The organism is Oleiphilus sp. HI0067 (genome assembly GCF_001635735.1).
Genome location: NZ_LWFI01000911.1, coordinates 14,977 through 36,983, shown reverse-complemented (window position 1 = coordinate 36,983; position 22,007 = coordinate 14,977). Strand labels below are relative to the sequence as shown.

22 protein-coding genes and 2 tRNA genes are annotated in these 22,007 nt (G+C 45.2%); 22 read left to right on the top strand and 2 right to left on the bottom strand.

Annotation, left to right across the window (positions count from 1 at the left end; all coding sequences use genetic code 11):
• The first annotated feature begins 73 nt into the window (after nucleotides 1-73).
• Both A3739_RS10590 and A3739_RS10585 read left to right on the top strand, forming a co-directional pair.
• Nucleotides 74-149: transfer RNA gene (locus A3739_RS10590), tRNA-Ala, on the top strand.
• An 80-nt stretch (nucleotides 150-229) separates the two neighbouring features.
• A tRNA-Glu gene (locus A3739_RS10585) sits at nucleotides 230-305 on the top strand.
• Between the two features lie 127 nt (nucleotides 306-432).
• On the opposite strand, the gene A3739_RS10580 is transcribed toward A3739_RS10585, so the two are convergent.
• On the bottom strand, nucleotides 433-1,104 hold the full coding sequence (locus tag A3739_RS10580) for a hypothetical protein (RefSeq protein WP_156493480.1): 672 nt from the start codon (nucleotides 1,102-1,104) through the stop codon (nucleotides 433-435).
• A gap of 239 nt (nucleotides 1,105-1,343) precedes the next feature.
• Here A3739_RS10580 and A3739_RS10575 point away from each other — a divergent pair, with 239 nt between their 5' ends.
• From A3739_RS10575 to secF, 14 genes are all read left to right on the top strand, one after another.
• On the top strand, nucleotides 1,344-2,132 hold the full coding sequence (locus A3739_RS10575; protein ID WP_231876648.1) for a DUF58 domain-containing protein: 789 nt from the start codon (nucleotides 1,344-1,346) through the stop codon (nucleotides 2,130-2,132).
• A complete protein-coding gene (locus A3739_RS10570; protein ID WP_068476668.1) occupies nucleotides 2,132-4,129 on the top strand; it encodes a DUF3488 and transglutaminase-like domain-containing protein in 1,998 nt (665 codons plus the stop codon). Before A3739_RS10575 ends, A3739_RS10570 begins: the two co-directional genes overlap by 1 nt.
• Before the next feature lie 6 nt (nucleotides 4,130-4,135).
• Nucleotides 4,136-5,131, top strand: a complete 996-nt coding sequence (locus A3739_RS10565; protein WP_068476670.1) for a DNA polymerase III subunit delta' — start codon at nucleotides 4,136-4,138, stop codon at nucleotides 5,129-5,131.
• Between the two features lie 84 nt (nucleotides 5,132-5,215).
• Complete coding sequence (locus A3739_RS10560; protein ID WP_068476673.1) at nucleotides 5,216-5,566, top strand: PilZ domain-containing protein; 351 nt, start codon at nucleotides 5,216-5,218, stop codon at nucleotides 5,564-5,566.
• A 98-nt stretch (nucleotides 5,567-5,664) separates the two neighbouring features.
• Nucleotides 5,665-6,444, top strand: coding sequence for a TatD family hydrolase (locus A3739_RS10555; protein ID WP_068476799.1), 780 nt, complete (start codon nucleotides 5,665-5,667; stop codon nucleotides 6,442-6,444).
• Nucleotides 6,431-7,312 (top strand): alpha/beta fold hydrolase, encoded by an 882-nt coding sequence (locus tag A3739_RS10550; RefSeq protein ID WP_068476674.1) that lies wholly within the window; start codon nucleotides 6,431-6,433, stop codon nucleotides 7,310-7,312. The genes A3739_RS10555 and A3739_RS10550 overlap by 14 nt, the downstream gene beginning before the upstream one ends.
• 27 nt (nucleotides 7,313-7,339) lie before the next feature.
• Nucleotides 7,340-8,203 (top strand): DUF4892 domain-containing protein, encoded by an 864-nt coding sequence (locus A3739_RS10545; RefSeq protein WP_068476676.1) that lies wholly within the window; start codon nucleotides 7,340-7,342, stop codon nucleotides 8,201-8,203.
• 102 nt (nucleotides 8,204-8,305) lie between these two features.
• Nucleotides 8,306-9,202 (top strand): 50S ribosomal protein L3 N(5)-glutamine methyltransferase, encoded by an 897-nt coding sequence (prmB, locus tag A3739_RS10540; protein ID WP_068476678.1) that lies wholly within the window; start codon nucleotides 8,306-8,308, stop codon nucleotides 9,200-9,202.
• 21 nt (nucleotides 9,203-9,223) lie between these two features.
• Nucleotides 9,224-10,324 carry a chorismate synthase gene (aroC, locus tag A3739_RS10535; protein WP_068476680.1) on the top strand — a complete coding sequence of 367 codons (1,101 nt, stop codon included), beginning with the start codon at nucleotides 9,224-9,226 and terminating at the stop codon, nucleotides 10,322-10,324.
• Between the two features lie 8 nt (nucleotides 10,325-10,332).
• Nucleotides 10,333-11,361 (top strand): tRNA preQ1(34) S-adenosylmethionine ribosyltransferase-isomerase QueA, encoded by a 1,029-nt coding sequence (queA, locus tag A3739_RS10530; protein WP_068476682.1) that lies wholly within the window; start codon nucleotides 10,333-10,335, stop codon nucleotides 11,359-11,361.
• A gap of 51 nt (nucleotides 11,362-11,412) precedes the next feature.
• Nucleotides 11,413-12,552, top strand: a complete 1,140-nt coding sequence (tgt, locus tag A3739_RS10525) for a tRNA guanosine(34) transglycosylase Tgt (protein WP_068476801.1) — start codon at nucleotides 11,413-11,415, stop codon at nucleotides 12,550-12,552.
• Between the two features lie 43 nt (nucleotides 12,553-12,595).
• Nucleotides 12,596-12,964, top strand: coding sequence for a preprotein translocase subunit YajC (gene yajC / locus A3739_RS10520; RefSeq protein ID WP_082869160.1), 369 nt, complete (start codon nucleotides 12,596-12,598; stop codon nucleotides 12,962-12,964).
• A 116-nt stretch (nucleotides 12,965-13,080) separates the two neighbouring features.
• Nucleotides 13,081-14,937 (top strand): protein translocase subunit SecD, encoded by a 1,857-nt coding sequence (gene secD, locus A3739_RS10515; protein WP_068476684.1) that lies wholly within the window; start codon nucleotides 13,081-13,083, stop codon nucleotides 14,935-14,937.
• A 20-nt stretch (nucleotides 14,938-14,957) separates the two neighbouring features.
• A complete protein-coding gene (gene secF, locus A3739_RS10510) occupies nucleotides 14,958-15,935 on the top strand; it encodes a protein translocase subunit SecF (RefSeq protein WP_068476686.1) in 978 nt (325 codons plus the stop codon).
• 75 nt (nucleotides 15,936-16,010) lie between these two features.
• Here the strand turns inward: secF and A3739_RS10505 are convergent, their stop codons facing one another.
• Nucleotides 16,011-16,811, bottom strand: a complete 801-nt coding sequence (locus tag A3739_RS10505; protein WP_068473937.1) for an inositol monophosphatase family protein — start codon at nucleotides 16,809-16,811, stop codon at nucleotides 16,011-16,013.
• Nucleotides 16,812-16,953: 142 nt separating this feature from the next.
• Here A3739_RS10505 and A3739_RS10500 point away from each other — a divergent pair, with 142 nt between their 5' ends.
• From A3739_RS10500 to rlmN, 6 genes are all read left to right on the top strand, one after another.
• The gene (locus tag A3739_RS10500; protein WP_231876647.1) at nucleotides 16,954-17,751 is read left to right on the top strand and encodes an RNA methyltransferase; all 798 of its coding nucleotides are present in this window, start codon (nucleotides 16,954-16,956) and stop codon (nucleotides 17,749-17,751) included.
• A 7-nt stretch (nucleotides 17,752-17,758) separates the two neighbouring features.
• On the top strand, nucleotides 17,759-18,535 hold the full coding sequence (gene cysE / locus A3739_RS10495) for a serine O-acetyltransferase (RefSeq protein ID WP_068476687.1): 777 nt from the start codon (nucleotides 17,759-17,761) through the stop codon (nucleotides 18,533-18,535).
• Nucleotides 18,536-18,607: 72 nt separating this feature from the next.
• Entirely contained in the window at nucleotides 18,608-19,069 is a 462-nt protein-coding gene (gene iscR / locus A3739_RS10490) for a Fe-S cluster assembly transcriptional regulator IscR (protein ID WP_068475890.1), read from the top strand.
• A 24-nt stretch (nucleotides 19,070-19,093) separates the two neighbouring features.
• Complete coding sequence (locus tag A3739_RS10485) at nucleotides 19,094-20,239, top strand: cysteine desulfurase family protein (RefSeq protein WP_068476689.1); 1,146 nt, start codon at nucleotides 19,094-19,096, stop codon at nucleotides 20,237-20,239.
• Nucleotides 20,240-20,372: 133 nt separating this feature from the next.
• The gene (ndk, locus tag A3739_RS10480; protein ID WP_068476691.1) at nucleotides 20,373-20,801 is read left to right on the top strand and encodes a nucleoside-diphosphate kinase; all 429 of its coding nucleotides are present in this window, start codon (nucleotides 20,373-20,375) and stop codon (nucleotides 20,799-20,801) included.
• An 87-nt stretch (nucleotides 20,802-20,888) separates the two neighbouring features.
• A complete protein-coding gene (rlmN, locus tag A3739_RS10475; protein ID WP_068476693.1) occupies nucleotides 20,889-22,007 on the top strand; it encodes a 23S rRNA (adenine(2503)-C(2))-methyltransferase RlmN in 1,119 nt (372 codons plus the stop codon).

Here is a 22,007-nt window from a genome sequence, read left to right as displayed (position 1 = left end):
TTCAAAAAAGCGCTTGACTCACCAAGGGGGCTTCTTTAACATTCGCCCCCGTTGTGAGGCACTCATCGCAGATGGGGCCATAGCTCAGCTGGGAGAGCGCAACGCTGGCAGCGTTGAGGTCGACGGTTCGATCCCGTCTGGCTCCACCAAACATCTAGGCAGTTTGGTGAGATGAAGGAAAAGAGTTCACAACAACGGCAATAAATTGCGAGTTGTCAAAAAGGTTTATGTCCCGTTCGTCTAGAGGCCTAGGACACCGCCCTTTCACGGCGGTAACAGGGGTTCGACTCCCCTACGGGATGCCAATTCTGCATTAGCAGATCAAAACCGCTTCAGGAAACTGAAGCGGTTTTTTTTTTGCCTAAAATATTTAGGCGTAAAAAAAGGGAGTCATGACTCCCTTTTTAACTGATTGTATTTGAATCTTTGGTGTTATTGGCTTTCTGGTACATTAATAGTGAGGTCGAAGCCACCGCCTGGGCGGGGAATTAATTCGACTGGACCACCGTCTTGAACCGCTTCAGGGATATTAATTTGATCAATTCCTGGCAGGTTGCCAATAGAGAACGTTAGCTTATCGCCCTGTCGGCTAAGTGCTAAGTCATCACCAATGTATGAGAAGTCGAAGTCACCTTCAGGTGGACGATATCGTTCATCACCAAGAATATCGGCAACCGGCTGAGTGTTGATCTCCTCATAGGTGGGAATGTCAACTTCAATCTCAGGGATAAATACAGCATCAACCGAAGAGTTTCTCAGGGTTTCCTCATCAAGAGCAACGGCGTTAATCAAGCCTGTTTGAGATTCTTCCTGCTCGATCAGTAACTCAGAGTCGGTGTCTTCACCTTCATATGGCGCAATTGTGACACTTGAAATTGTTCTCTGTTGGCTCAGATTACTTTGTTTTTTCGGGGTGATAATAATCGTAGAGTCTTCAATGTACGTATCGGTTAATTCTGAGCTCGTTAGTGACTTAACTTCAGCCTGAACGCTTGAGCTAATTGCGAAGACGCTTCCTGCGACTGTAATGAACGCGCTTTTTCCTAAAGAGCGAAGAGATAGACGATCAATCATAAAGTCTTTACTTCTATGTGAATGCCCCATGAGTATTTACCCAAGTCTCGTTTATTGCAAGTTGACGCGCTATTTATATGCTTCTTTTATTAGGTGTTTATGCTGTAATTAGATGCAGTTAAAAAAATTGGAGAATGACAATAAAAAAGCTATTTAGGCGTTGGCTTGAACGTCGTACGCAAAGGCGCTCCGAGTACCTTCTTACCCAAAAGAATATTTATATATTTCCGAGTAAGCAGGGTTTTTTCTTTCTGTTGATGTTGCTAGTGATGCTAATCACAGCGATCAACTATCAGAGCAGCCTTATTTATTTGTTCGTTTTCATGTTGGGTGGCGTGTTTGCAGTCTCGATTTGGCTTTGTTTTTTTAATATGCAAGGTTTGACTTTGCGACTCAGCGAAATGTTACCGGTTGAGGCTGGAGAAAAGGTCACAGTAAATGTCGTTGCAGATACGGCGGGTAAGCAGCGTTCTGGGTTTTATGCTGCATTTGAAGTAGGGCCAGAATCGATATGGCATATGGAGCAGAGTTTCGATGTAAAGGTTCAGACTCAGTCATTTGAACGAGGCGTGCACTCGTTATCAGGTATTCGTCTTCAAACATACTTTCCTTTCGGTTTAGTTCGAGCATGGACATGGATGTGGTTTGACGAAGCTGTGTACGTTTATCCTAGACCCTTACCGTCACCCGAAAATACAAGCCTAGAGCGCAATGCGGTTTCAGGATCGGGGCAGATCTCGGGGCAAGAGCTCGATAATGTTAAGGCTTATGATAAGGGCGATAATGTTCGAAGAATTCTCTGGAAGCATTTTGCTAAGCGTGATGAGCTAATAGTTCGCTCGCCAGAGCTTCTTAGCGCGGATCCTGTCCATCTTGAGTATGACTCATATATGCGCTTTGGTAAGGAGTTGGCGCTGAGTTATTTGTGTTTCGATGTTTTTGAGTTACATGAAAGTCGTCTTCCGTTTTCGTTATCCTTGCCAAATGTAAGTGTTGGCGAAGAGCAGGGCGAGCTGCATTTGCGACGCTGTTTGAGGGCTTTGGCGGAGTGTGCTTAATGGCCGAAGTGCAAGTATCCCAAACTGAGGTTCTTGAATTAAACGGCATTCGGCACGGAGTTGTTGGTGTCATGCTGCTTCAGGCCGTGTCATTTTTATCGATCGCGCCAATATGGCTCTTCTCGTGCATCGCCCTGTTTATCGCTTTAGTTGCATTACCAGGTCTGGTTGGTAAGCGCTTGTTAAATGTGATTGTTCTCAGTGCGTCATTCATTGTTTTCTTCCTTGACTATCGACTGGATTATTCCGTTGAAATGGCAGCTGTGTTTCTCTTGTTAGTCGGTTGTATGAAGTCACTAGAGTTGCGTTCTCAGCGGGATGTGCTCATTTTCGTTTATGTGATGTTATATTTAAGCGCAGTATCGATGCTGTTTGAGCAAGGTATCATGCATGTGGTGCTGCAGTTTTGCTCACTTCTCTTTTGTTTGGCGCTGCTCATGCGTATTAACGATAGTGTGATAGGAAGCGTGCGCTCTCAAATTGGACGAGTGTTGAAGATTGTTTCTTTGGCGTTTCCGTTGGCAATTTGTCTTTTCATGTTTTTTCCTAGAATTGCGCCACTGTGGTCGATGCCAATTAAAACAAGTTCTGCACAAACCGGGCTCAGCGAGACACTTCGTCCTGGTGCTATTGCCGATCTCACTCAGTCCGCGGAAACGGCATTTCGTGCCACATTCTTTGGTTTGCAGCCAGAGCGAGAAACCTTGTATTGGCGAGCGCTTGTTTTAGATCGATTCGATGGTGATGCTTGGTCGCGTGATCGTGAAGCGCTTTTGGTGGAGCGAGGGCGTGCTGGCATTGCTTCAGTTCAGGCACAAAAGATATATCAGCCGCAATCTGTGAGTACGCCATATTATGATGTGATCCTGGAGCCGCATAACAACCGATGGGCTCTCGCATTGGCAGGTTCAGAATCTGCATCAGGAAACGTATTTTCTATAGGGATGGGGATCAGCGAATTTAACTACTCTCTTAACTCTCCAACACCATACCGAATGAAAATAGATGGGGTGGCAAGTTCCTACGAGGGTACGGCAATTGCTTCTTTGCCTGATGTATCACGTAAGGTATCTAGTTCATTTCAGGATGTGCAGTTGCCGGCTAATGGAAACCCACGCGCTCGTGACTTAGTGACTCGCTTTTTATCCGATGGTACCACCGAAATCGAACTGATATCTAAAATACTGGATTTTTATGCTTCTGAGGGTTTTGCATACACGCTTAAGCCGCCATTACTTGAGCAAGATACAGTCGATGGTTTTCTATTCGATACAAAGCTTGGTTTTTGCGAGCACTATGCAAGTAGCATGGCTTTTTTGCTGCGTGAGGCGGGTATTCCTTCAAGGATTGTTTTGGGATACCAAGGCGGAGAATTTAACGAGAGTGCAGGGCACTGGACGATTCGCCAATATGATGCGCATTCTTGGGTTGAAGCCTATGTTCAAGGGCATGGTTGGTTGCGTATTGATCCGACAGCCTATGTGGCGCCAGATCGCTTGTCTTTCGGGCTTGCGGCAGCAGTACAGGCGGAAGGAACTTTTCTTCAGGATAACTATTTAGCTTCAATCGGTTATCGAGTGGGTGCGTTACGCTGGCTGATTGAGCAGGGTGATGCAATCAATTATCGTTGGCAGCGTTTTGTCTTAGGGTATGGAGAGGCTGATCAAAAAAAACTGCTTCAAAGTATGTTGGGTGAGTTTAGCTGGCGACATTTAGTGTATTTGCTTATTGGTATTCTCTCTGTGTTATCCGCCGCAACGATGCTTTATTTATATCTTGGACGATATTCGAGAAGTTTAACTCGCGTTGAACGTCGCTATTTGCGTTGTTTGTTAGTGTTGCGAGTTTTTCGCGTCGAGCGTTTGCGCGGTGAAACGCCGATCAATTTTTATAAGCGTGTGAGTGATGCTTTGCCGACATATATAAAAAAATATCTTGCCATTCGTACTCGCGAGCTGCACAAAAAACTATACAATGCGGATCTGTCTTTAGAGTAGTGAATTATGAATATCATGCCTTGGCATGCTGAGTTGGTCGAGACAATCTCAGATTTAGAAAAAAGAGACGCATTACCTCATGCGGTTATGTTATCAGGCGGAGAAGGCTTAGGTGTCGATGTGCTTGCGCATACTCTAGCTAGGGCATTGCTGTGTGAATCGCCTGCTTCTGGTTATCCCTGCGGACAGTGCAAAGCTTGTCATTTGATGGAGGCAGGGAGCCACAACGACTTTATGTCTCTTGAGCTAGAAGAGGACGCAAAGCAAATTAAAATTTCTCAGGTGAGAAGCTTGGTTGATTTCGTTAGCGAGTCTAGCATGCGTGGCGGACATAAGGTTGCGGTGATCAATCCGGTCGAAGACTTAAATATCGCCGGTTCAAACGCCTTACTAAAAACGCTTGAAGAACCAGCAGGCGATACGATTATATTTCTCGTTGCGCAGCGTCAAGAAGCTGTATTGGCAACTATTCGTTCTCGTTGCCAGATCTTAAACATCCAGCCGCCCTCACATGAAGATGCTTTATCGTGGTTAATGCAGAGTTTGCCTGCTGCAGATTCTGATGTTGTTCATTCATGCTTGAGTATCTCGAATGGCGAGCCAGTTACAGCGATGCGATTTATTGAGCAAGACGCTTGGGGTCAGCAAAAAACTATGATTGAAGGGCTTGGTGCGGCCGTTAAGCGTAAAAAAACAGTCAGCGATTTGGCTGAGTCATGGGCGGATGACTATTTGCAGGATCGACTCGTTTGGCTGATTCAATGGATCGAGCAAATGATTCGTTTTAGTTCGACGGAAGATGAGAGCGTCTTTTTAAACGCTGATAGCGTTGCAATGCTTAAGTATTTGGCAGGCAAGGCGGGTTTTTCCGTATTGTTTGAATTGCGCGAAGCGCATTTGGTGCAATTGCGTCTATTGATGGGAAGCACAAACCCCAATCCGCAGCTTCTTTGTGAGTCGCTGATTATTCTATGGCAAGACCTAATGCGAAGTTCTCGATAATGTTGCGCTAATTTCACTCGCAGAAATGCGTCATTGCCCTATACTTCAAAAATAGACGTTATTTTTCAGGAATTTAAAACGATTATGTCAGCTGGGTTCGGAGCGCGTAGCGGTATATTAACGCTAACGATCAAAGATAAAGCAGTACTGTATGCTGCGTATATGCCATTTATTCAAAATGGCGGCTTGTTTATCCCGACAGGCAAAAACTATCACCTGGGTGATGAGGTGTTTTTGCTTCTCAATCTAATGGATGAGCCTGAAAAAATTCCGGTAGCAGGTAAGGTTATTTGGGTGACACCAAAAGGTGCGCAAGGAAATCGCGCAGCAGGTATTGGCGTTCAGTTTAGTGCTGAAGACGAAACAGCAAAAAATATTATTGAGAAGGAATTAGCTGGGGCATTAAGTTCGGATCGTCCGACCCACAGTATGTAATTCGTTCTTTTGTAAATAAAAAAAGGCGCACATCATGATGCGCCTTTTTTGTGTTCGCGTTACACTGGCGCGCATTATTTGTGTGTATTCGAGTACTTATGTTTATAGATTCCCATTGCCATTTAGATCGATTAAAGCTTGAGAAATATGAGGGTGGATTAGCAGATGCCATATCTGCAGCTCGTGACGAAGGTGTGAGTGAAATGCTTTGTGTTGCGATTGATCTTGAGCACATCGAAGATGTGTTAGGCGCGGCAAGCTCCTTTGATAATATTTATGCTTCGGTCGGTGTTCATCCAACAAGTTATGAGGGCGAAGAACCGAGCGTTGAGCGTTTATTAGAGCTATCTAAGCGAGAAAAGGTCATTGCGATTGGTGAAACGGGGTTAGATTACTACTACAGCGAAGATAAAAAAGAGCTTCAGCAAGAACGCTTTATTCGACACCTAGAGGCAAGCAAGCAATGTGGCAAGCCTGTGATCGTCCATACGCGAGATGCAAAAGAAGATACCTTAGAGATTATTGCAAAACATGGTGACCCTAGTGTTGCTGGCGTGCTCCATTGTTTTACCGAAGATCTCGATATGGCCTTACGCGCGATTGAACTCGGTTACTATATTTCGTTTAGTGGTATCGTCACGTTTAAGAATGCAGTTGAGCTGCAAGACGTCGCTAAGTCGATTCCGCTTGAGCATATGCTAATTGAGACAGATTCACCTTATTTAGCGCCTGTTCCGTTTCGCGGTAAGCCTAATGAGCCAAAGTATGTTCCTAAAGTGGCGGAGTTTATAGCCGAGTTGCGCGGTATTTCTGTTGAGGAAGTGGCCAAGAAAACCGCGGAAAATTTCCACGCTCTGTTCACGCATGCAAGAGCGTAAGTGTATTTTGAATTATCAGCACTTTTCTCAACAAACTGAGCGATTGACGCTTGCGGGCTTCCATAACGGACAAACGCAGGGCCGGCCTGTGATCATGCTTCATGGGTGGCTAGACAATGCGGCGGCCTTTGAGCCTATGCTCGAAAGGCTTCAACTAGAGGGGCGTCCTGTGTATGCATTGGAGTTGCCTGGTCATGGGAAGTCACAGCATCGCGATAAGTCAGCTCAATATCACCTTGTTGATAATACGATCGATGTCTTGGCGTTTGTTGATAGTATTTCTGAAGGAAGTGATTTCGATATCGTTGGTCATTCCATGGGTGGCATTATCGCGACCTTAGTTGCTGCTTCAGTGCCCGAACGAGTTAAGCATTTGGTGTTGCTAGATAGCTTAGGGCCGCTGACTGATGAAATTGAAAATGTGTTGCCGCAACTCAAAAGAGCGGTGAAGCGTGCATCCTCGTTGAGAAACTCAAAGCTTAATGTTTATCCTACTAAAGAAGTGGCTGCCCGCGCGCGAACGGCAGGGGTCGGTAAGATTTCTATGCCTGCATCAAGACTTCTTGTAGAGCGGGGCACGATAGAGGTGGAAGGTGGTTGGACGTGGTCATCTGATCCAAGGCTGTTAGAGCCATCACTTTTGCGATTTTCTGAAGCGCAGGTTGAGGCAATAATGGGAGGCATCGAATGTCCTGTGCTATTGCTTGTTGGAACGGATGGTTATTTCAAGCAATATGAAGCTATTAAGAAGCGGCTTGCGTATATAAAAACGTTAACGCAGCATCAAGTAGACGGCGGGCATCACTTCCATATGGAAGGTGACGTTGCGCTGACAGCTCAATTAGTCGGTGACTTTGTCACTGAGTAACTACATCGAACCAAAGGGGTTTAGTGAATGCAAAACAGGTTGGCTCGTTCAAGTTGGATGAATGTACACGTGTTTTTGGTCTCTATGCTTTCGATTGCGCTAGTACAAGTAGCGCATGCGAAGCAATTTAGTTTTGAGGCGCCGGGCTTGGAGTTTGTTTCGAAATCGGAACAGGACGTTGCTTTGCATCCGTTTCCTCTTAGTAGCATTAAACGGGTGAGCAATAGTTTACGTGTTGACCGCCAAACTAGCCTCGAAGGTAGTCGAACTAATTATTTATACCGTGTTGCGAGTTTTTCGAGTCGCGATAAGGTCTTAAGTTACTACCGAAATTTGCTTTCATCAAAGGGAAAAATTGAATTTGAATGTGCCGAGCGTAACTGCGGATCGAGTAATGATTGGGCTAACAAAGTGTTCAGTATTCGAAACCTTGCGGGGCGAGACAACAATCAATCTTACTTAGTTGGGAAGGTTGATGATGGTGTAGAGCAAGGCTGGCTTAGTGTTTACGTTGTTGAAAATGTTCGTCGCGAGAATATGGTATATCTGAGCTTCTCCGCGGCGCCTCCAGCAGATTTAGTCGCAGACATGAAGCGCGGTTTATTGGTCAGTGATTCGATGCTAAAGCATTTCAATGCGGATGCGCTAAATGATTATTTGACGAAAACCGAAGGCGCTAAAGTTGTTGCTTTGGCTTATTCGAGTGTTGAGGGTGAAACGCAAGTTGAAGCTTTGGGCGCTGCCGAAGCCTTCGCAAAGCCCTTGCTGCAAGATATCTATGCCCAAGGTTTGAAAGCTGAAAACGTTGAATTTCGACCGATGGGCCGTTTAGGCCAAAAGCCACTTTCTCTCGACGCTAGCCAATGGCTATATCTATATCTCTTAGATTGAGGCCTCTTTTTTATAGTTTTTACGCTTCAGTAGCCAGCATGCTTAGCACTCTGGCTCCATTCCCTATATAATTGCGCGGTTTTTCTACCTTGAGGCAATGTTGTGGCGGCGCAACTACACACAATTGCAGACTTTATTCGATATAGCTTTACGCGGCTCAATAGCAGTGATGTCTATTTTGGTCACGGTACAGATAACGCGTGGGATGAAGCTGTCGCATTAGTTTTACAAACCTTGTCTCTTCCATGGGATTTTGACCGTGAACTTTGGGCTTGTCGTGTGACGGATGAAGAAATTCTTCGCCTCACTAAGAATCTCAATGCGCGCATTGATCAACGTATTCCTTTGGCTTATTTGACCAACAAAGCTTACTTTTGTGGCCTAGAATTTTACGTTGATGACCGCGTTCTCGTGCCACGCAGTCCGCTGGCACAGCTCATTGAGAATGGTTTTTCTCCTTGGTTATTGGATGAACCGCAACGCATTATGGACCTTTGCACAGGTAGTGGGTGTATTGGTATTGCGTCGGCACTTCTTTTTGAAGAGGCTCAAGTTGACTTATTAGATATTTCTGAAGACGCATTAGAGGTATGCAATAAGAATATCTCGAAGTTTGCCCTGCAGGATCGCGTTACTGCCATGAAGTCAGATTGTTTTTCTGCGCTAAGTGAGCGAGATCATCACACTTACGACTTGATTGTGTCTAACCCTCCGTATGTCGATGCAGAAGATATTGGCAGTATGCCGGACGAGTATCGCAAAGAGCCGATGCTGGGTCTCGCATCAGGCAATGATGGCTTGGATTTCACAAGAGAAATGTTACGTCAGGCTGCTTCATATTTATCGCCATCAGGCGTCCTGATCGCTGAGGTTGGAAATAGTTGGGTTGCGCTAGAAGAGGCGTACCCAGAATTAGAATTTACGTGGATTGAATTTGAGCACGGCGGGCATGGTGTATTTATGCTCACGGCAGACCAACTTCAAGCCGTTAAAGAATAAGCAAAACGAAAGGGTTATACGATGTCAGGTAATACCTTCGGAAAGTTATTTACGATAACCACCTTCGGCGAAAGTCATGGTAAGGCACTCGGTTGTATCATCGATGGTTGTCCTCCAGGAATAGAGATTTCTGAGGAAGATATTCAACACGATTTAGATCGTCGTAAACCCGGGACTTCGCGCTTCACCACGCAACGTCGCGAAGCGGATGAAGTAAAGATCTTGAGTGGCATTTTCGAAGGAAAAACCACAGGGACATCGATCGGTATGATTATAGAAAATACTGATCAGCGCTCAAAAGACTATTCAAATATTGCTGATACCTTCCGTCCTGCACATGCCGATTATGCCTACACGCAGAAGTACGGTTTTAGAGACTACCGTGGCGGTGGTCGTTCCTCTGCGCGTGAAACAGCGATGCGTGTCGCTGCGGGCGCTGTTGCTAAAAAGTATTTAAGTCAGGCTTTTGGCATCGAAATTAAGGGATATTTGTCTCAACTAGGCCCGATTAAAGTTGAGAATGTTGACCTGTCTATCGTTGAGGGAAATCCTTTCTTCTGCCCGGATGCGGATAAAATTCCGTTGATGGAAGAGTACATGAAAGACATCAACAAAGAAGGTAATTCGATCGGTGCAAAGATCACGGTGATCGCGACAGGAATGATGCCGGGCTTGGGTGAGCCAATCTTTGATCGTCTTGATGCTGAAATTGCTCATGCTCTGATGAGTATTAATGCAGTAAAAGGTGTGGAAATCGGTGCAGGTTTTGATTCCGTTGAGCAGAAGGGTACTGAGCATCGCGATGAGATGACTCCTGAAGGTTTTCTTTCCAATAATGCTGGTGGTGTCGTTGGTGGTATTTCTACGGGGCAAGATATTGTTGCTCACATTGCTTTGAAACCAACATCAAGCATGCGCCTACCTGGCAAGAGTATTGATCGTTTCGGTAACGAAATTGAGGTAGTGACACATGGTCGTCACGACCCTTGTGTTGGTATTCGTGCAACGCCAATTGCTGAGGCGATGTTAGCGATTACATTGTTGGATCATGTTATGCGTCATCGTGCTCAAAATGCCGACGTTAAATGCGAAACACCAATTATTAAGTCTGAAGCAAACTAAGAGGGTACATGAAGGTTTCTGATTTCGACTTTGAATTGCCAGAGTCGTTGATTGCAAAATATCCACCGAAGGTAAGAGGCGAAAGCCGCTTGCTGCATGTTCAAGGCGCAACCGGCGCCTTGGCAGATCTTCAGTTTGCTGACTTACCTAATTTGCTTAGGAAAGGCGATCTTCTCATTTTCAATAACACGAAGGTCGTTCCCGCTAGGATGTTTGCAAAAAAAGAAACCGGCGGGGCACTCGAAATCTTGTTCGAACGTAAAGTCGAAGAGCAGGTTTTTTTAGCACATGTTCGTTCGTCTAAATCACCGAAACCTGGTTCCAAGTTATATACAGAAGGCGGAAGTGAACTTGAAATGCTTGGGCGCAGAGGCGCGCTGTTTGAATTGAAAGTTTGCGGAGATCAAGAGGTGTTTGCGCTTCTTGAGTCGGAAGGCCATGTACCGTTGCCACCATACATCGATCGTGAAGACGAGTCTCTTGACGATGATCGTTACCAAACTGTTTACGCCAAAGAACCTGGCGCCGCCGCTGCGCCTACTGCGGGTCTGCACTTTAGTGATGAAATGATCAGTGATCTTGCTGAGCAAGGTGTTGAATCGGCTTTTGTCACCTTGCATGTTGGGGCGGGAACGTTTCAACCAGTAAAGGTTGATAGTGTCGAAGACCATGTTATGCACAGTGAGTGGATTCAGGTCACCAAAGAATCAGTCGACAAAATTCGTGAAACGAAGGCAAATGGCGGTCGCGTCGTATGTGTCGGTACAACCAGTATGCGAAGCCTGGAGGCAGCTAGTCAATCAGGTAGCTTAGAGCCTTTCGAGGGCGATACTGATATTTTTATCTACCCAGGGTATTCGTTTGTAACTGTCGATGCCTTAGTCACAAACTTTCATTTACCGCAAAGCACGCTATTAATGTTGGTCTCGGCGTTTTCTGGTCAAGAGAACATGATGAACGCGTATGCTCATGCGATTGAGAATAAGTATCGCTTTTTTAGCTATGGTGATGCGATGTTCTTAGAGCCTCAGCGCTAATCACAAACTATTTTATTTATTGGAGAAGCTATGTCTCGCCCTGAATGCTTTATGTCGTTCGAATTAAAGACGACAGACAAAGTTGCGCGACGCGGAGAACTGAAATTCCCAAGAGGAACGGTTCAGACTCCGGCATTTATGCCTGTAGGTACCTACGGCACGGTTAAAGGTATGCTGCCTCGTGACATCAAAGAGATCGGTGCAGAAATTATTCTAGGTAATACATTTCATTTGATGTTGAGACCAGGAACTGAAGTTATCGAAGAGCATGGTGACCTTCATGACTTTGCGCAATGGGACAAGCCAATTCTTACAGACTCAGGCGGTTTCCAAGTATTCAGCTTGGGCGACATGCGTAAGATAACCGAAGAAGGTGTGAAGTTTAAAAGCCCTATTAATGGCTCTGAAGTGAATGTTACGCCTGAAGTGTCTATGCAGGTTCAGCGTAGTCTCGGCTCAGATATCGTGATGATCTTTGATGAGTGTACGCCTTATCCAGCAACATGGCAGGAAGCGAAAGATTCGATGGAGCGTTCTATTCGCTGGGCGCAACGTAGTAAAGATGAGCATGGTTCAAGTCCTTCTGCACTATTTGGTATTGTGCAGGGTGGTATGTACGAAGATTTACGCGATATCTCTTTAGAAGGCTTAACCGATATTGGTTTTGACGGTTATGCAATTGGCGGTCTTTCTGTTGGTGAGCCAAAGGAAGACATGATGCGCATACTCGAGCATTTGCACGACAAGATGCCAGAGGATAAGCCACGTTATTTAATGGGTGTTGGTAAGCCAGAAGATCTCGTGGAAGGTGTTCGTCGAGGTGTTGACATGTTTGATTGTGTGATGCCTACGCGAAACGCACGAAACGGACATTTGTTTACGCACAGTGGTGTTATAAAGATTCGCAATGCGGTACATCGTCATGATCTAGGTCCAGTTGATTCTGAGTGTGATTGTTACACTTGCAAAAACTTCTCACGAGCATATTTGCATCACTTAGATCGCTGCAATGAGATGCTCGGGGCGCAACTGAATACCATCCATAATCTCCGTTATTATCAAAATCTTATGAGTGGTTTGCGCGAAGCAATCGAACAAGGTAAATTGTCCGACTTTGTTGACGACTTCTATGCTGCGCTAGGGCGCGATACGCCCCCATTAGACATCGAAGATGCGTTTAACGACGCTTAAAACACTAATTTTTTAAATATTCTAAATAGTTAAGAGGAAGAAAATGAGCACGCTTATTAAACAACTTTCGTTATTGGTTCTTATGGTTATGTCAGGTGCGGCATATGCAGAAGGCGCAGCGCAACCAGGTGAGCCTAGCGCGCTTATGCAACTTATCTTCTTCGGTGGTTTCATCTTGATCTTTTACTTCTTGATGTGGCGCCCACAGTCTAAGCGAGCGAAAGAGCATAAGAATCTTGTAGCTAGCTTGAATAAAGGCGATGAGATCGTTACTAACGGCGGAATTGCGGGCAAGATCACAAAAGTATCGGATGACTTTGTTTCGGTCGAGGTTTCTGAAGGTGTTGAATTGAAAATTCAGAAAGTGGCCGTATCTTCTGCTTTACCGAAAGGGACGTTGAAAGGTATTTAATGGAAAGCCGGGTTCGCCCGGCTTTTGTTTTTTTGTGCGCAGTAACTTCTTAGTAACATCCTACTCAAGTTGCATGTGATTAGACACAACAATTAGAAAGGCATTTAGGAGCTCACATGCTCAATAAATATCCGGCTTGGAAATATGCATTGATCGCCCTGATTTTGGTGATCGGTGGTATTTATGCAACGCCTAATTTATTCCCAGACGATTTCGCGATTCAGGTGACGGGTACTCAAACTACGACCGTTGCTGATCAAGAACTTGCGAACGACATTAGCGAAGCGCTTGAACAAGCAGGTATCAATCCCAAAGCGGTTGAATTGCAAGACCGTCTTGTATTGGCGCGATTTGATTCAACTGAACAGCAGCTGAGTGCTAAAACTGTACTTCAGGATGCGCTTGGTGATGATTTTATTGCTGCGCTGAACATGGCACCAACTACGCCAGATTGGTTGAAAGCACTTGGTGCAGGGCCAATGAAGCTAGGTTTGGACTTACGTGGTGGTGTTCACTTTTTGCTTCAAGTAGATATGGAAAAAGCGCTAAGTCAGCGTTTGTCTGTATACGAAAGTGAAATTAAGAGTGCGTTGAGAAATGAGCGTATCCGATATAGAGCTTTCTCGATTGACGGTTTGGACGGTATAAAGATCAAATTCCGTACCGCTGAAGAGCGTGATAAAGCAACTTCTTTTGCGGCGACAGAATACCGCGAGTTCACACGCACCAATCAAGATGAAGAAGATGCGGCTTACCTCATCTTGCGTCTTTCAGAACAAAGCGTGAAAGAGATTGAAGACTATGCCGTTCAACAAAACTTAGTCACGCTTCGTAATCGTGTTAACGAGCTGGGCGTTGCAGAGCCATTGGTTCAGCGCCAAGGGCGTGATCGTATCGTAGTTGAGCTTCCAGGTGTTCAGGATACTGCAACAGCTAAACGTATCATTGGTAAGACGGCTAACCTTGAGTTCCGTTTGGAAGCCAAAGCTGGTGCGCCAAGTAGCCAAACTCAGCGTTTTAACTTTAAGCAAGACGAAAACCGTAGCGGTATTCTCGAAAAAGATGTGATCGTTACGGGTAGTAACGTATCCAATGCGAATGCTGGTTTTGATGAAAATGGCGTCGCGCAGGTAAATATTTCGCTTGATGGTAACGGCGGCAAGATGATGCTTGACGTTACGAAGCGCAGCATCAAACGTCGTATGGGTGTTTTGTTTATTGAGCAGAAAACAGAAACTCGTAAGCGTATTGTTGATGGTGAAGAGGTGGTCGAACGCCGCAATCGTGAGATTCGTAACATCATCAACCTTGCAACAATTCAATCTGCCTTTGGTAATGCCTTCCGTATTACCGGTCTAGATTCCCCGACTGAAGCGGCTGAGCTTGCATTGTTATTGCGTGCTGGTTCATTGGCGGCACCAGTGTATTTCGTTGAAGAGCGTACGGTTGGACCAAGCTTAGGACAGGCTAACATCGATGCTGGCTTGTTGTCCGTGCAGATCGGTTTTGCTCTAGTACTATTGTTTATGCTTGTTTATTACCGTGTATTTGGTGTGATTGCGAACATCGCGCTATTAGTTAACGTTGTGCTCTTGTGTGCATTGATGTCTATGATATCGGCGACGTTAACTTTGCCGGGCATTGCAGGTATTGTTTTGACGGTCGGTATGGCAGTTGATGCGAATGTACTCATATTTGAGCGTATACGCGAAGAATTGAAAGCAGGCATGTCTCCACAACGAGCGATTGATGCGGGTTATGGCAGAGCTTTCGTTGCGATTTTAGATGCAAACATTACAACCTTTATCGCAGCGATTATTTTGTTTGCTGTAGGCACCGGACCAGTGAAAGGCTTTGCGGTTACCTTAGCGTTAGGTATTTTTACCTCAATGTTCACTGCAATTTTCTTGAGTCGTGCCATTACTAATTTGGTTTACGGTTCACGTAAAGTTGAAAAGTTATCCATTGGTTAATAGGTAGTAGGAAACAAAATATGAATACGATTAACTTTATGGGTAAACGCAAACTAGCAGCGCTAGCTTCTATTTTGCTTCTTATCGCATCGATAGCTTCTATTGCTACACAGGGCTTGCAGTTAGGTCTCGACTTCACCGGTGGCACATTGGTGGAAGTGGAGTACGAAATGGCTCCTGATCTAGAGGAGGTTCGAGCGACCCTTAATGATGCAGGTTACGACAAGCTTGTTGTTCAGAACTTTGGTGCAGATACCTCTGTCTTAGTTCGTTTGTCACAAGGCTTTGACGACACAGTTGGTGTGCAAGTGCTGAATGCCTTGTCACAGAGTGGTGAGAAGGTAACGCTGGAGCGCGCAGAATTTGTTGGCTCACAAGTCGGTGAAGAATTGCGTGAGCAGGGCGGTCTAGGGTTGTTGCTCGCACTTGGTATCGTGATGGTTTATGTTGCCTTGCGCTTCCAATTCAAATTCTCTGTGGGTGCCGTAGCGGCCCTTATCCACGATGTAATTATCGTGGTGGGTGTTTTCTCGATCACGCAGTGGGATTTTGACCTGACAGTATTGGCGGCATTGTTGGCGGTCATTGGTTACTCTCTAAATGACACGATTGTTGTTTCGGATCGGATCAGGGAAAACTTCCGTAAGCTGCGGAAGTCGGACTCCGAAGAAGTCATCAACATTTCTTTAACTCAAACCCTGTCGCGTACCTTGGTGACCTCGTTGACAACGATCCTAGTGTTGATTGCGTTATACATTGTGGGTGGAGAGATGATCAATGGCTTCGCTAAAGCTCTTTTGATTGGTGTTTTAGTAGGTACATACTCTTCAATCTATGTGGCAAGTAATATCTTGCTTGCAATGGCGGTCACCAAAGAAGATCTTCTTCCGCCTGTTGATAAAGATGGAGAGGAGTTTGACGAAGGTCCAAGTGAAGCGGATCTGAGAAAGCTTGAGGAACAAGATCGCAAGCGTGCTGAACGTGAAGTGCAACCTTAATCACCAAATAGTGATGAACAATAAAAAACCAGCTTCTTAGCTGGTTTTTTATTGTTTGGAGTAAAGCAAAGCTATTTAACTTTGTAACTTACTTGCATAGCCGCTAAAGCGCTGCAGTGTTGTTTTGAACAACTTAGGGTTGGCTGCAACAACGGAACGGCTATTTGAATTAATCATTCCAGTAGCAAGGTCACCAACTAGGGCGCCAGCTTCTTGGCAGATCAACAAAGCAGCTTCAAGGTTTTCTGATTTTGCCGACGTAAGTAGGGCTGCATCAAGTTGGCCTGAAGCGACTAGTGCCAAATCAAGTGTAGGGCAGTTACTGACACGAGAATTGATTCCCGCGTTGCCCATGTCTGTGATCAGATCGCTAACAACATGATCGGTGCTGCTGTTGCCGAATTGATTGACGACATCACTTGCAAAATATGCGGCGTCTAGATTACGTAAGCTGTTAACGCGGCAACGATGGTCATTGAATGTTGCACCGCTTCCTCTTACTGCAACGTATTCTGCGCCGGTAAAAGGGTTTACGACTGCTGCGCTATGAATCTTTCCGTTTTTCTTGTGCACAAAGCTGTACGCAGTGTCAGGAAGTTTGCGAAGTAGGTGTTGTTCATTGTCGAAGCCTTGGATGAACCAGGCATCTTCTTTTATTTCACTAATTTTCTCGCCAACTTCAGCAACGTAGTGTGTTGGGTAGCCTTTTTTCAGCGCGTCCATAAGTGTTTTGAAAAGCACTTCTTCTAGGTGACGAACCAATTTTAGGTCTTCCTTGAGATCGTTAGCGTTATGCTCTTTACGATCGATGCTTAAGTTCACGTACTCGTTAAATTGTCTGGCAGCGCGGAGCGCGATTTTCAGAATCGGTTGCATTCTTTTCACCTAGTCCTAATCTTGTGGCGCGCATAATAGCAAAAAAGAGTTTTATTGCAGCAAAAAAGCGGTTTTGTTCACAATATATGAATATACTTGCCCTCAATTATAGTCGCAGTTCTTTTTATTGGAGTGGTTAAGGGTGCAAGAGCCGGAGTCTGGTCTCGATATTTTAAATTATCTCAATGACAACGTTGCCGTTATTTTGGTCGGAACGACGCATGCTGGAAATATTGGTGCCGTTGCGCGAGCGATGAAAAATATGGGCTTAAGTGACTTGCGTTTGGTGAGTCCTCAAGACTTTCCCTCTGATGAGGCGGTAAGCAGGTCTGCAGGTGCTGTAGATATTATTGAGAATGTTAAGGTGTTTGATAGTCTCGCTGAAGCCTTGAAGGATCGTCAGCATGTGGTTGGCGCTAGTGCACGTGTTCGAAGTTTTCCTTGGCCAATTGTTAACCCTCGTGTCGCCGCTGAAGATACTCTGGACTTGATTAGTACGAATACAGCCCCAATTGAGGTTGGCTATGTATTCGGTCGTGAATCGAGCGGCTTAACGAATGAAGAGCTACAGCAATGCAATAGCCATGTAAATATCCCAGCCAACCCGATTTACTCTTCATTGAATTTGGCAATGGCTGTTCAAGTTATTACGTATGAATTGAGAATGACCGCATTACAAGGTCTCGATTCGCAGTTGCTCAAAACAGTACGTGATGGCAAATCAGGTGACTGGGATGAAGAGTTAAGTTCACAAGAAGAAGTTGGCGGTATGCTAGATCATCTGACGCGCGTTATGGTTCAGACTGGTTTTTATGACCCCGACAATCCAGGTCAACTTTTACCAAGATTACGACGATTGTTTCAGCGTCGCCATCTCGACAAAATGGAAGTTAACATTTTGCGGGGTATACTCAAAAGTGTTGAGAAAACGATTAAGTAGGTAAGTAATGTTCAAAGCGATGAAAGAAGATATTCAAAGTGTGTTTCACCGTGATCCGGCGGCACGGAATACATTCGAGGTTTTGACAAACTACCCTGGGCTGCATGCTCTTTGGTTCCACAGGATCGCTAATAGCTGTTGGAGAAACGATTTTAAATGGTTGGGGCGTTTTATTTCTTCAGTGAGTCGGTGGTTTACAGGGATTGAAATTCATCCAGGCGCGACCATTGGGCGGCGGTTTTTTATCGATCACGGCATGGGTGTTGTGATCGGAGAGACAGCTGTGATCGGTGATGACGTCACTTTGTACCAAGGCGTGACGCTTGGCGGGACTAGCTGGAATAAAGGTAAGCGACACCCAACCTTGAAAGATGGAGTGGTTGTCGGTGCAGGCGCCAAGGTTCTCGGCCCCTTTGAGGTTGGTGAAAATGCAAAAGTTGGTTCGAATGCGGTTGTAACGAAAGCAGTTCCTGCAGAAGCGACGGTGGTTGGTATCCCTGGGCGAATCATTTTGAAGTCTGTACCGACTTCAAAGGCCAGCGTTGATGAATCGAAGCGTAAAAAAATGGAAGAGAATTTCGGCTTCGATGCATATGGTTTGAGCGAAGAAATGCCTGACCCAGTGGCGCGATCTATCAGAAGTATGCTTGATCATATGCATTTGGTTGATGAGCGTATGAATCAGATGTGCAAAGAGCTCAGAAAGCTTGATAACTCTTTCGTAAAAGAAGATTTGCAAGGAATTAACGAGCAGGATATCGACTGCTTCAAACAAGCAAAGTAAGGGTATGCTTAGTAGTTGACTGATTTGGTCAGGTATTGAATAATGCGATTAATTCCTATTTGATGTCTGACTATGCGTTTAACTACAAAAGGGCGATATGCCGTCACAGCAATGCTTGATCTAGCGCTTCACAGTGCATCTGGTCCGGTTACCTTAGCAGACATCTCTGGCAGGCAAGGTATTTCATTGTCATATCTCGAGCAGTTATTTTCTAAGTTGCGCCGACGCAAGCTCGTCGCAAGTACGCGCGGCCCTGGTGGCGGATATACGCTAGGCCAAATGGAATGCTCTGTGTCGATTGCGGCGATCATAGATGCAGTAGACGAGTCGATAGATTCAACGAAGTGTCAAGATAAAGGCAATTGCCAGCAAGGTCAGAAGTGCCTTACTCACCATCTGTGGTCCGATCTGAGCGAACAGATCCACTCTTTTTTGAGCGATATTACACTAGAACAGCTTATGTCGAAGCGTGAAGTGATCGAAACTGCAGAGCGACAAAATTCTCTTGCGGGTCTAATATACGCCGAGCAGTGAAATATCTCTTGTAGAGCGAAACAAATGATTTATCTCGATTATGCGGCGACGACGCCAGCAGATCCTCGTGTTGTTGAAAAAATGTTGGCTTATTTGGGCCACGATTCTTGTTACGCAAATCCAGCATCTCGCTCCCATATGTTAGGTTGGCAAGCTGAGGCAGCCGTCGAAAGTGCACGCAAACAAATTGCGACAGGATTGCATTGCGATGTAAGAGAGTTGGTTTGGACGAGTGGAGCGACGGAAGCAAACAATTTAGCTATTAAAGGTCTGGCTGAGTACTTTGCTGATCAAAATGACCCACGAAAACATATTGTAAGTTCTGCTACCGAGCACAAGGCAGTCTTAGATGCATGCACGTACCTCGAGACAAAAGGTTATGAGGTGACGTTTGTGCGTCCAGATGATCAGGGTGTTGTTACCCCAGAGATTCTGGAAGAGGTTGTACGGCCAGACACTTTGCTGGTTTCAGTCATGCATGTGAATAATGAAACAGGCGTGATTAATCCTATTAAGGAATTGGCAGAGTTTATAAAATCGAAAGGCATATTCTTCCACGCGGATTGCGCACAAAGTGCGGGAAAGTTGCCGTTAGATTTATCTAAAATTCCTGCTGATTTAGTCTCTTTGTGCGCGCATAAAATTTATGGCCCAAAAGGTATAGGTGTTCTGTTTGTTCGTCGGAGCGCGGATTTTCAGTTAGTGTCACAAATACACGGTGGCGGACACGAGCGTGGTATGCGTTCGGGTACCTTGCCTACTCATCAAATCGCTGGGTTTGGTGAGGCATTTCGCTTGTCACTAGATGAGATGGACGGCGAGCAGAGTCGCATCGAATCACTTAAAAAGCGTTTTGTCGATGCGCTTCAAGGTGTCGATATGATTGTTAACGGGGAGGGCGCAATGTCTGTCGCTGGAATCGTTAATTTGAGTTTTCCTGGTGTAGACGGGCAGATGTTGTTAACAGCTCTTCCTAATTTAGCTATTTCTTCCGGTAGTGCGTGTAATTCTGCAAGCATGGCTCCATCACATGTGCTTAAGGCAATGGGGTTGTCTGATGAACTTGCTTTGAGTTCATTGAGGTTCTCTTTTGGGCGTTTTACGACGGATGCTGATGTTGATAATGCTGCGGCGGTATTGAAAGATGCGCTGCTTAAAATGCAAAGTTAACAAAGTAGCTATAAGTTTTACGAAAGTAAGCGGAAGAAAGATATATTTTTGCTTTAATCGGCCTTATAATTCCGCGGCAAATTTTTAACAGCTCATATTAGAGCGCTAATACATAATTTATGGGGATAATATCATGGCGGTAGAACGCACCTTATCAATCGTTAAGCCAGACGCAGTTGCTAAAAACGTAATCGGCAAAATCTACGATCGTTTCGAATCAAACGGTTTGCAAATCGTTGCTGCAAAAATGGTTCAACTTTCTCAAGAGAAAGCTGAAGGTTTCTACGCTGAGCATAAAGAGCGTCCTTTCTTTGGTGACTTGGTGGCGTTCATGACTTCTGGTCCTGTATGTGTACAAGTTCTTGAAGGCGAAGGTGCGGTTCTTAAAAATCGTGAGTTGATGGGCGCAACAAACCCACAAGAAGCTGACGCTGGTACTATCCGTGCAGATTTCGCTTCTTCAATCGATGCAAACGCTGTTCACGGTTCAGACTCTACTGAATCAGCAGCGCGTGAAGTTGCTTACTTCTTTGCTGATGAAGAAATCTGTCCTCGCGGCTAATTTCTTTTTCGCAGGTAGACAAAAGCAGGGCTCTGTTTGGGGTCCTGCTTTTGTGCGTATTAGGACATCGTATTTTAGGTGACAAACATGACTGAAGTGACAAGCACTCCGCGTAAAAATTTACTTGGAATGCCAAAAGCTAAATTAGAGGCATTTTTTGCTGAAATTGGTGAGAAGCCGTTTCGAGCCAAGCAGGTCATGCAATGGATTCATCAATATGGTGTGTCAGATTTTGATGAAATGACTAATATTTCCAAAAGCTTACGAACTAAACTTAAGGAAATTTGCGAAATTACGCCGCCCGAGGTAACTTACCAAAACATTTCTGCTGACGGAACGCGCAAATGGGTTATGCGTATGCCTGGTGGTAGCAGTATAGAAACTGTTTTGATTCCTGAGGGTAATCGCGGAACGTTATGTGTTTCATCTCAGATTGGATGTGCGTTGGACTGCAGTTTTTGCTCAACTGGCAAGCAAGGCTTTAACCGAAACTTAAGTACTGAAGAAATTGTGGGGCAGATTTTCAATGCGATTGCCTCATTCGAAGGGATTGATCGAAACAAAGAGCGTCCAGTTACAAATGTTGTGTTCATGGGTATGGGCGAGCCACTTCTAAATTTCGATAACGTCATGGATGCCGTAAATCTCATGATGGACGATCTTGCTTATGGGATTTCTAAGCGGCGTCTTACGGTGAGTACTGCGGGTGTAGTGCCTGCGATTGATAAAATGAGCGAAGTGACGGATGCAAGTATCGCGATCTCCTTGCATGCGCCAAATGATGAGTTACGAAATGAATTGGTACCTGTAAATAAAAAGTACCCAATTGACGTGCTAATGACCTCGGTAAAGAATTACCTGAGTGGATTGCCAGACAAGCGTAAAGCGACCATAGAATACACATTGCTCGCTGGCGTGAATGATCGTAAAGAGCATGCCCAACAGTTAATTGAAGTATTGAAAGGTTTGCCTTGTAAAATCAATTTGATCCCATTTAACCCGTTTCCGCATAGCGGGTATAAAAAGCCAAGCAATAACGAGGTGCGTCGTTTTCAAGAGTGGCTGACAGAGGGTGGGTACATCACGACAGTTAGAACAACTCGTGGTGACGATATAGATGCTGCGTGTGGCCAATTAGTCGGGCGCGTTGATGATCGTACTAAGCGCAGCGAACGATACATAAATCTGAGACAAATGAACGAGTAA

Excerpts from the sequence above, each read along its gene's own strand:
- A3739_RS10580 (WP_156493480.1), bottom strand. The coding sequence starts at position 1,104 with ATGGGGCATTCACATAGAAGTAAAGACTTTATGATTGATCGTCTATCT.
- A3739_RS10505 (WP_068473937.1), bottom strand. The coding sequence starts at position 16,811 with ATGCAACCGATTCTGAAAATCGCGCTCCGCGCTGCCAGACAATTTAAC.
- aroC (WP_068476680.1), top strand. The coding sequence starts at position 9,224 with ATGTCAGGTAATACCTTCGGAAAGTTATTTACGATAACCACCTTCGGC.
- A3739_RS10575 (WP_231876648.1), top strand. The coding sequence starts at position 1,344 with ATGCTAATCACAGCGATCAACTATCAGAGCAGCCTTATTTATTTGTTC.
- A3739_RS10555 (WP_068476799.1), top strand. The coding sequence starts at position 5,665 with ATGTTTATAGATTCCCATTGCCATTTAGATCGATTAAAGCTTGAGAAA.
- A3739_RS10550 (WP_068476674.1), top strand. The coding sequence starts at position 6,431 with ATGCAAGAGCGTAAGTGTATTTTGAATTATCAGCACTTTTCTCAACAA.
- cysE (WP_068476687.1), top strand. The coding sequence starts at position 17,759 with ATGTTCAAAGCGATGAAAGAAGATATTCAAAGTGTGTTTCACCGTGAT.
- A3739_RS10545 (WP_068476676.1), top strand. The coding sequence starts at position 7,340 with ATGCAAAACAGGTTGGCTCGTTCAAGTTGGATGAATGTACACGTGTTT.
- secF (WP_068476686.1), top strand. The coding sequence starts at position 14,958 with ATGAATACGATTAACTTTATGGGTAAACGCAAACTAGCAGCGCTAGCT.
- rlmN (WP_068476693.1), top strand. The coding sequence starts at position 20,889 with ATGACTGAAGTGACAAGCACTCCGCGTAAAAATTTACTTGGAATGCCA.
- A3739_RS10565 (WP_068476670.1), top strand. The coding sequence starts at position 4,136 with ATGAATATCATGCCTTGGCATGCTGAGTTGGTCGAGACAATCTCAGAT.
- tgt (WP_068476801.1), top strand. The coding sequence starts at position 11,413 with ATGTCGTTCGAATTAAAGACGACAGACAAAGTTGCGCGACGCGGAGAA.
- iscR (WP_068475890.1), top strand. The coding sequence starts at position 18,608 with ATGCGTTTAACTACAAAAGGGCGATATGCCGTCACAGCAATGCTTGAT.
- yajC (WP_082869160.1), top strand. The coding sequence starts at position 12,596 with ATGAGCACGCTTATTAAACAACTTTCGTTATTGGTTCTTATGGTTATG.
- A3739_RS10570 (WP_068476668.1), top strand. The coding sequence starts at position 2,132 with ATGGCCGAAGTGCAAGTATCCCAAACTGAGGTTCTTGAATTAAACGGC.
- A3739_RS10485 (WP_068476689.1), top strand. The coding sequence starts at position 19,094 with ATGATTTATCTCGATTATGCGGCGACGACGCCAGCAGATCCTCGTGTT.
- ndk (WP_068476691.1), top strand. The coding sequence starts at position 20,373 with ATGGCGGTAGAACGCACCTTATCAATCGTTAAGCCAGACGCAGTTGCT.
- secD (WP_068476684.1), top strand. The coding sequence starts at position 13,081 with ATGCTCAATAAATATCCGGCTTGGAAATATGCATTGATCGCCCTGATT.
- queA (WP_068476682.1), top strand. The coding sequence starts at position 10,333 with ATGAAGGTTTCTGATTTCGACTTTGAATTGCCAGAGTCGTTGATTGCA.
- A3739_RS10560 (WP_068476673.1), top strand. The coding sequence starts at position 5,216 with ATGTCAGCTGGGTTCGGAGCGCGTAGCGGTATATTAACGCTAACGATC.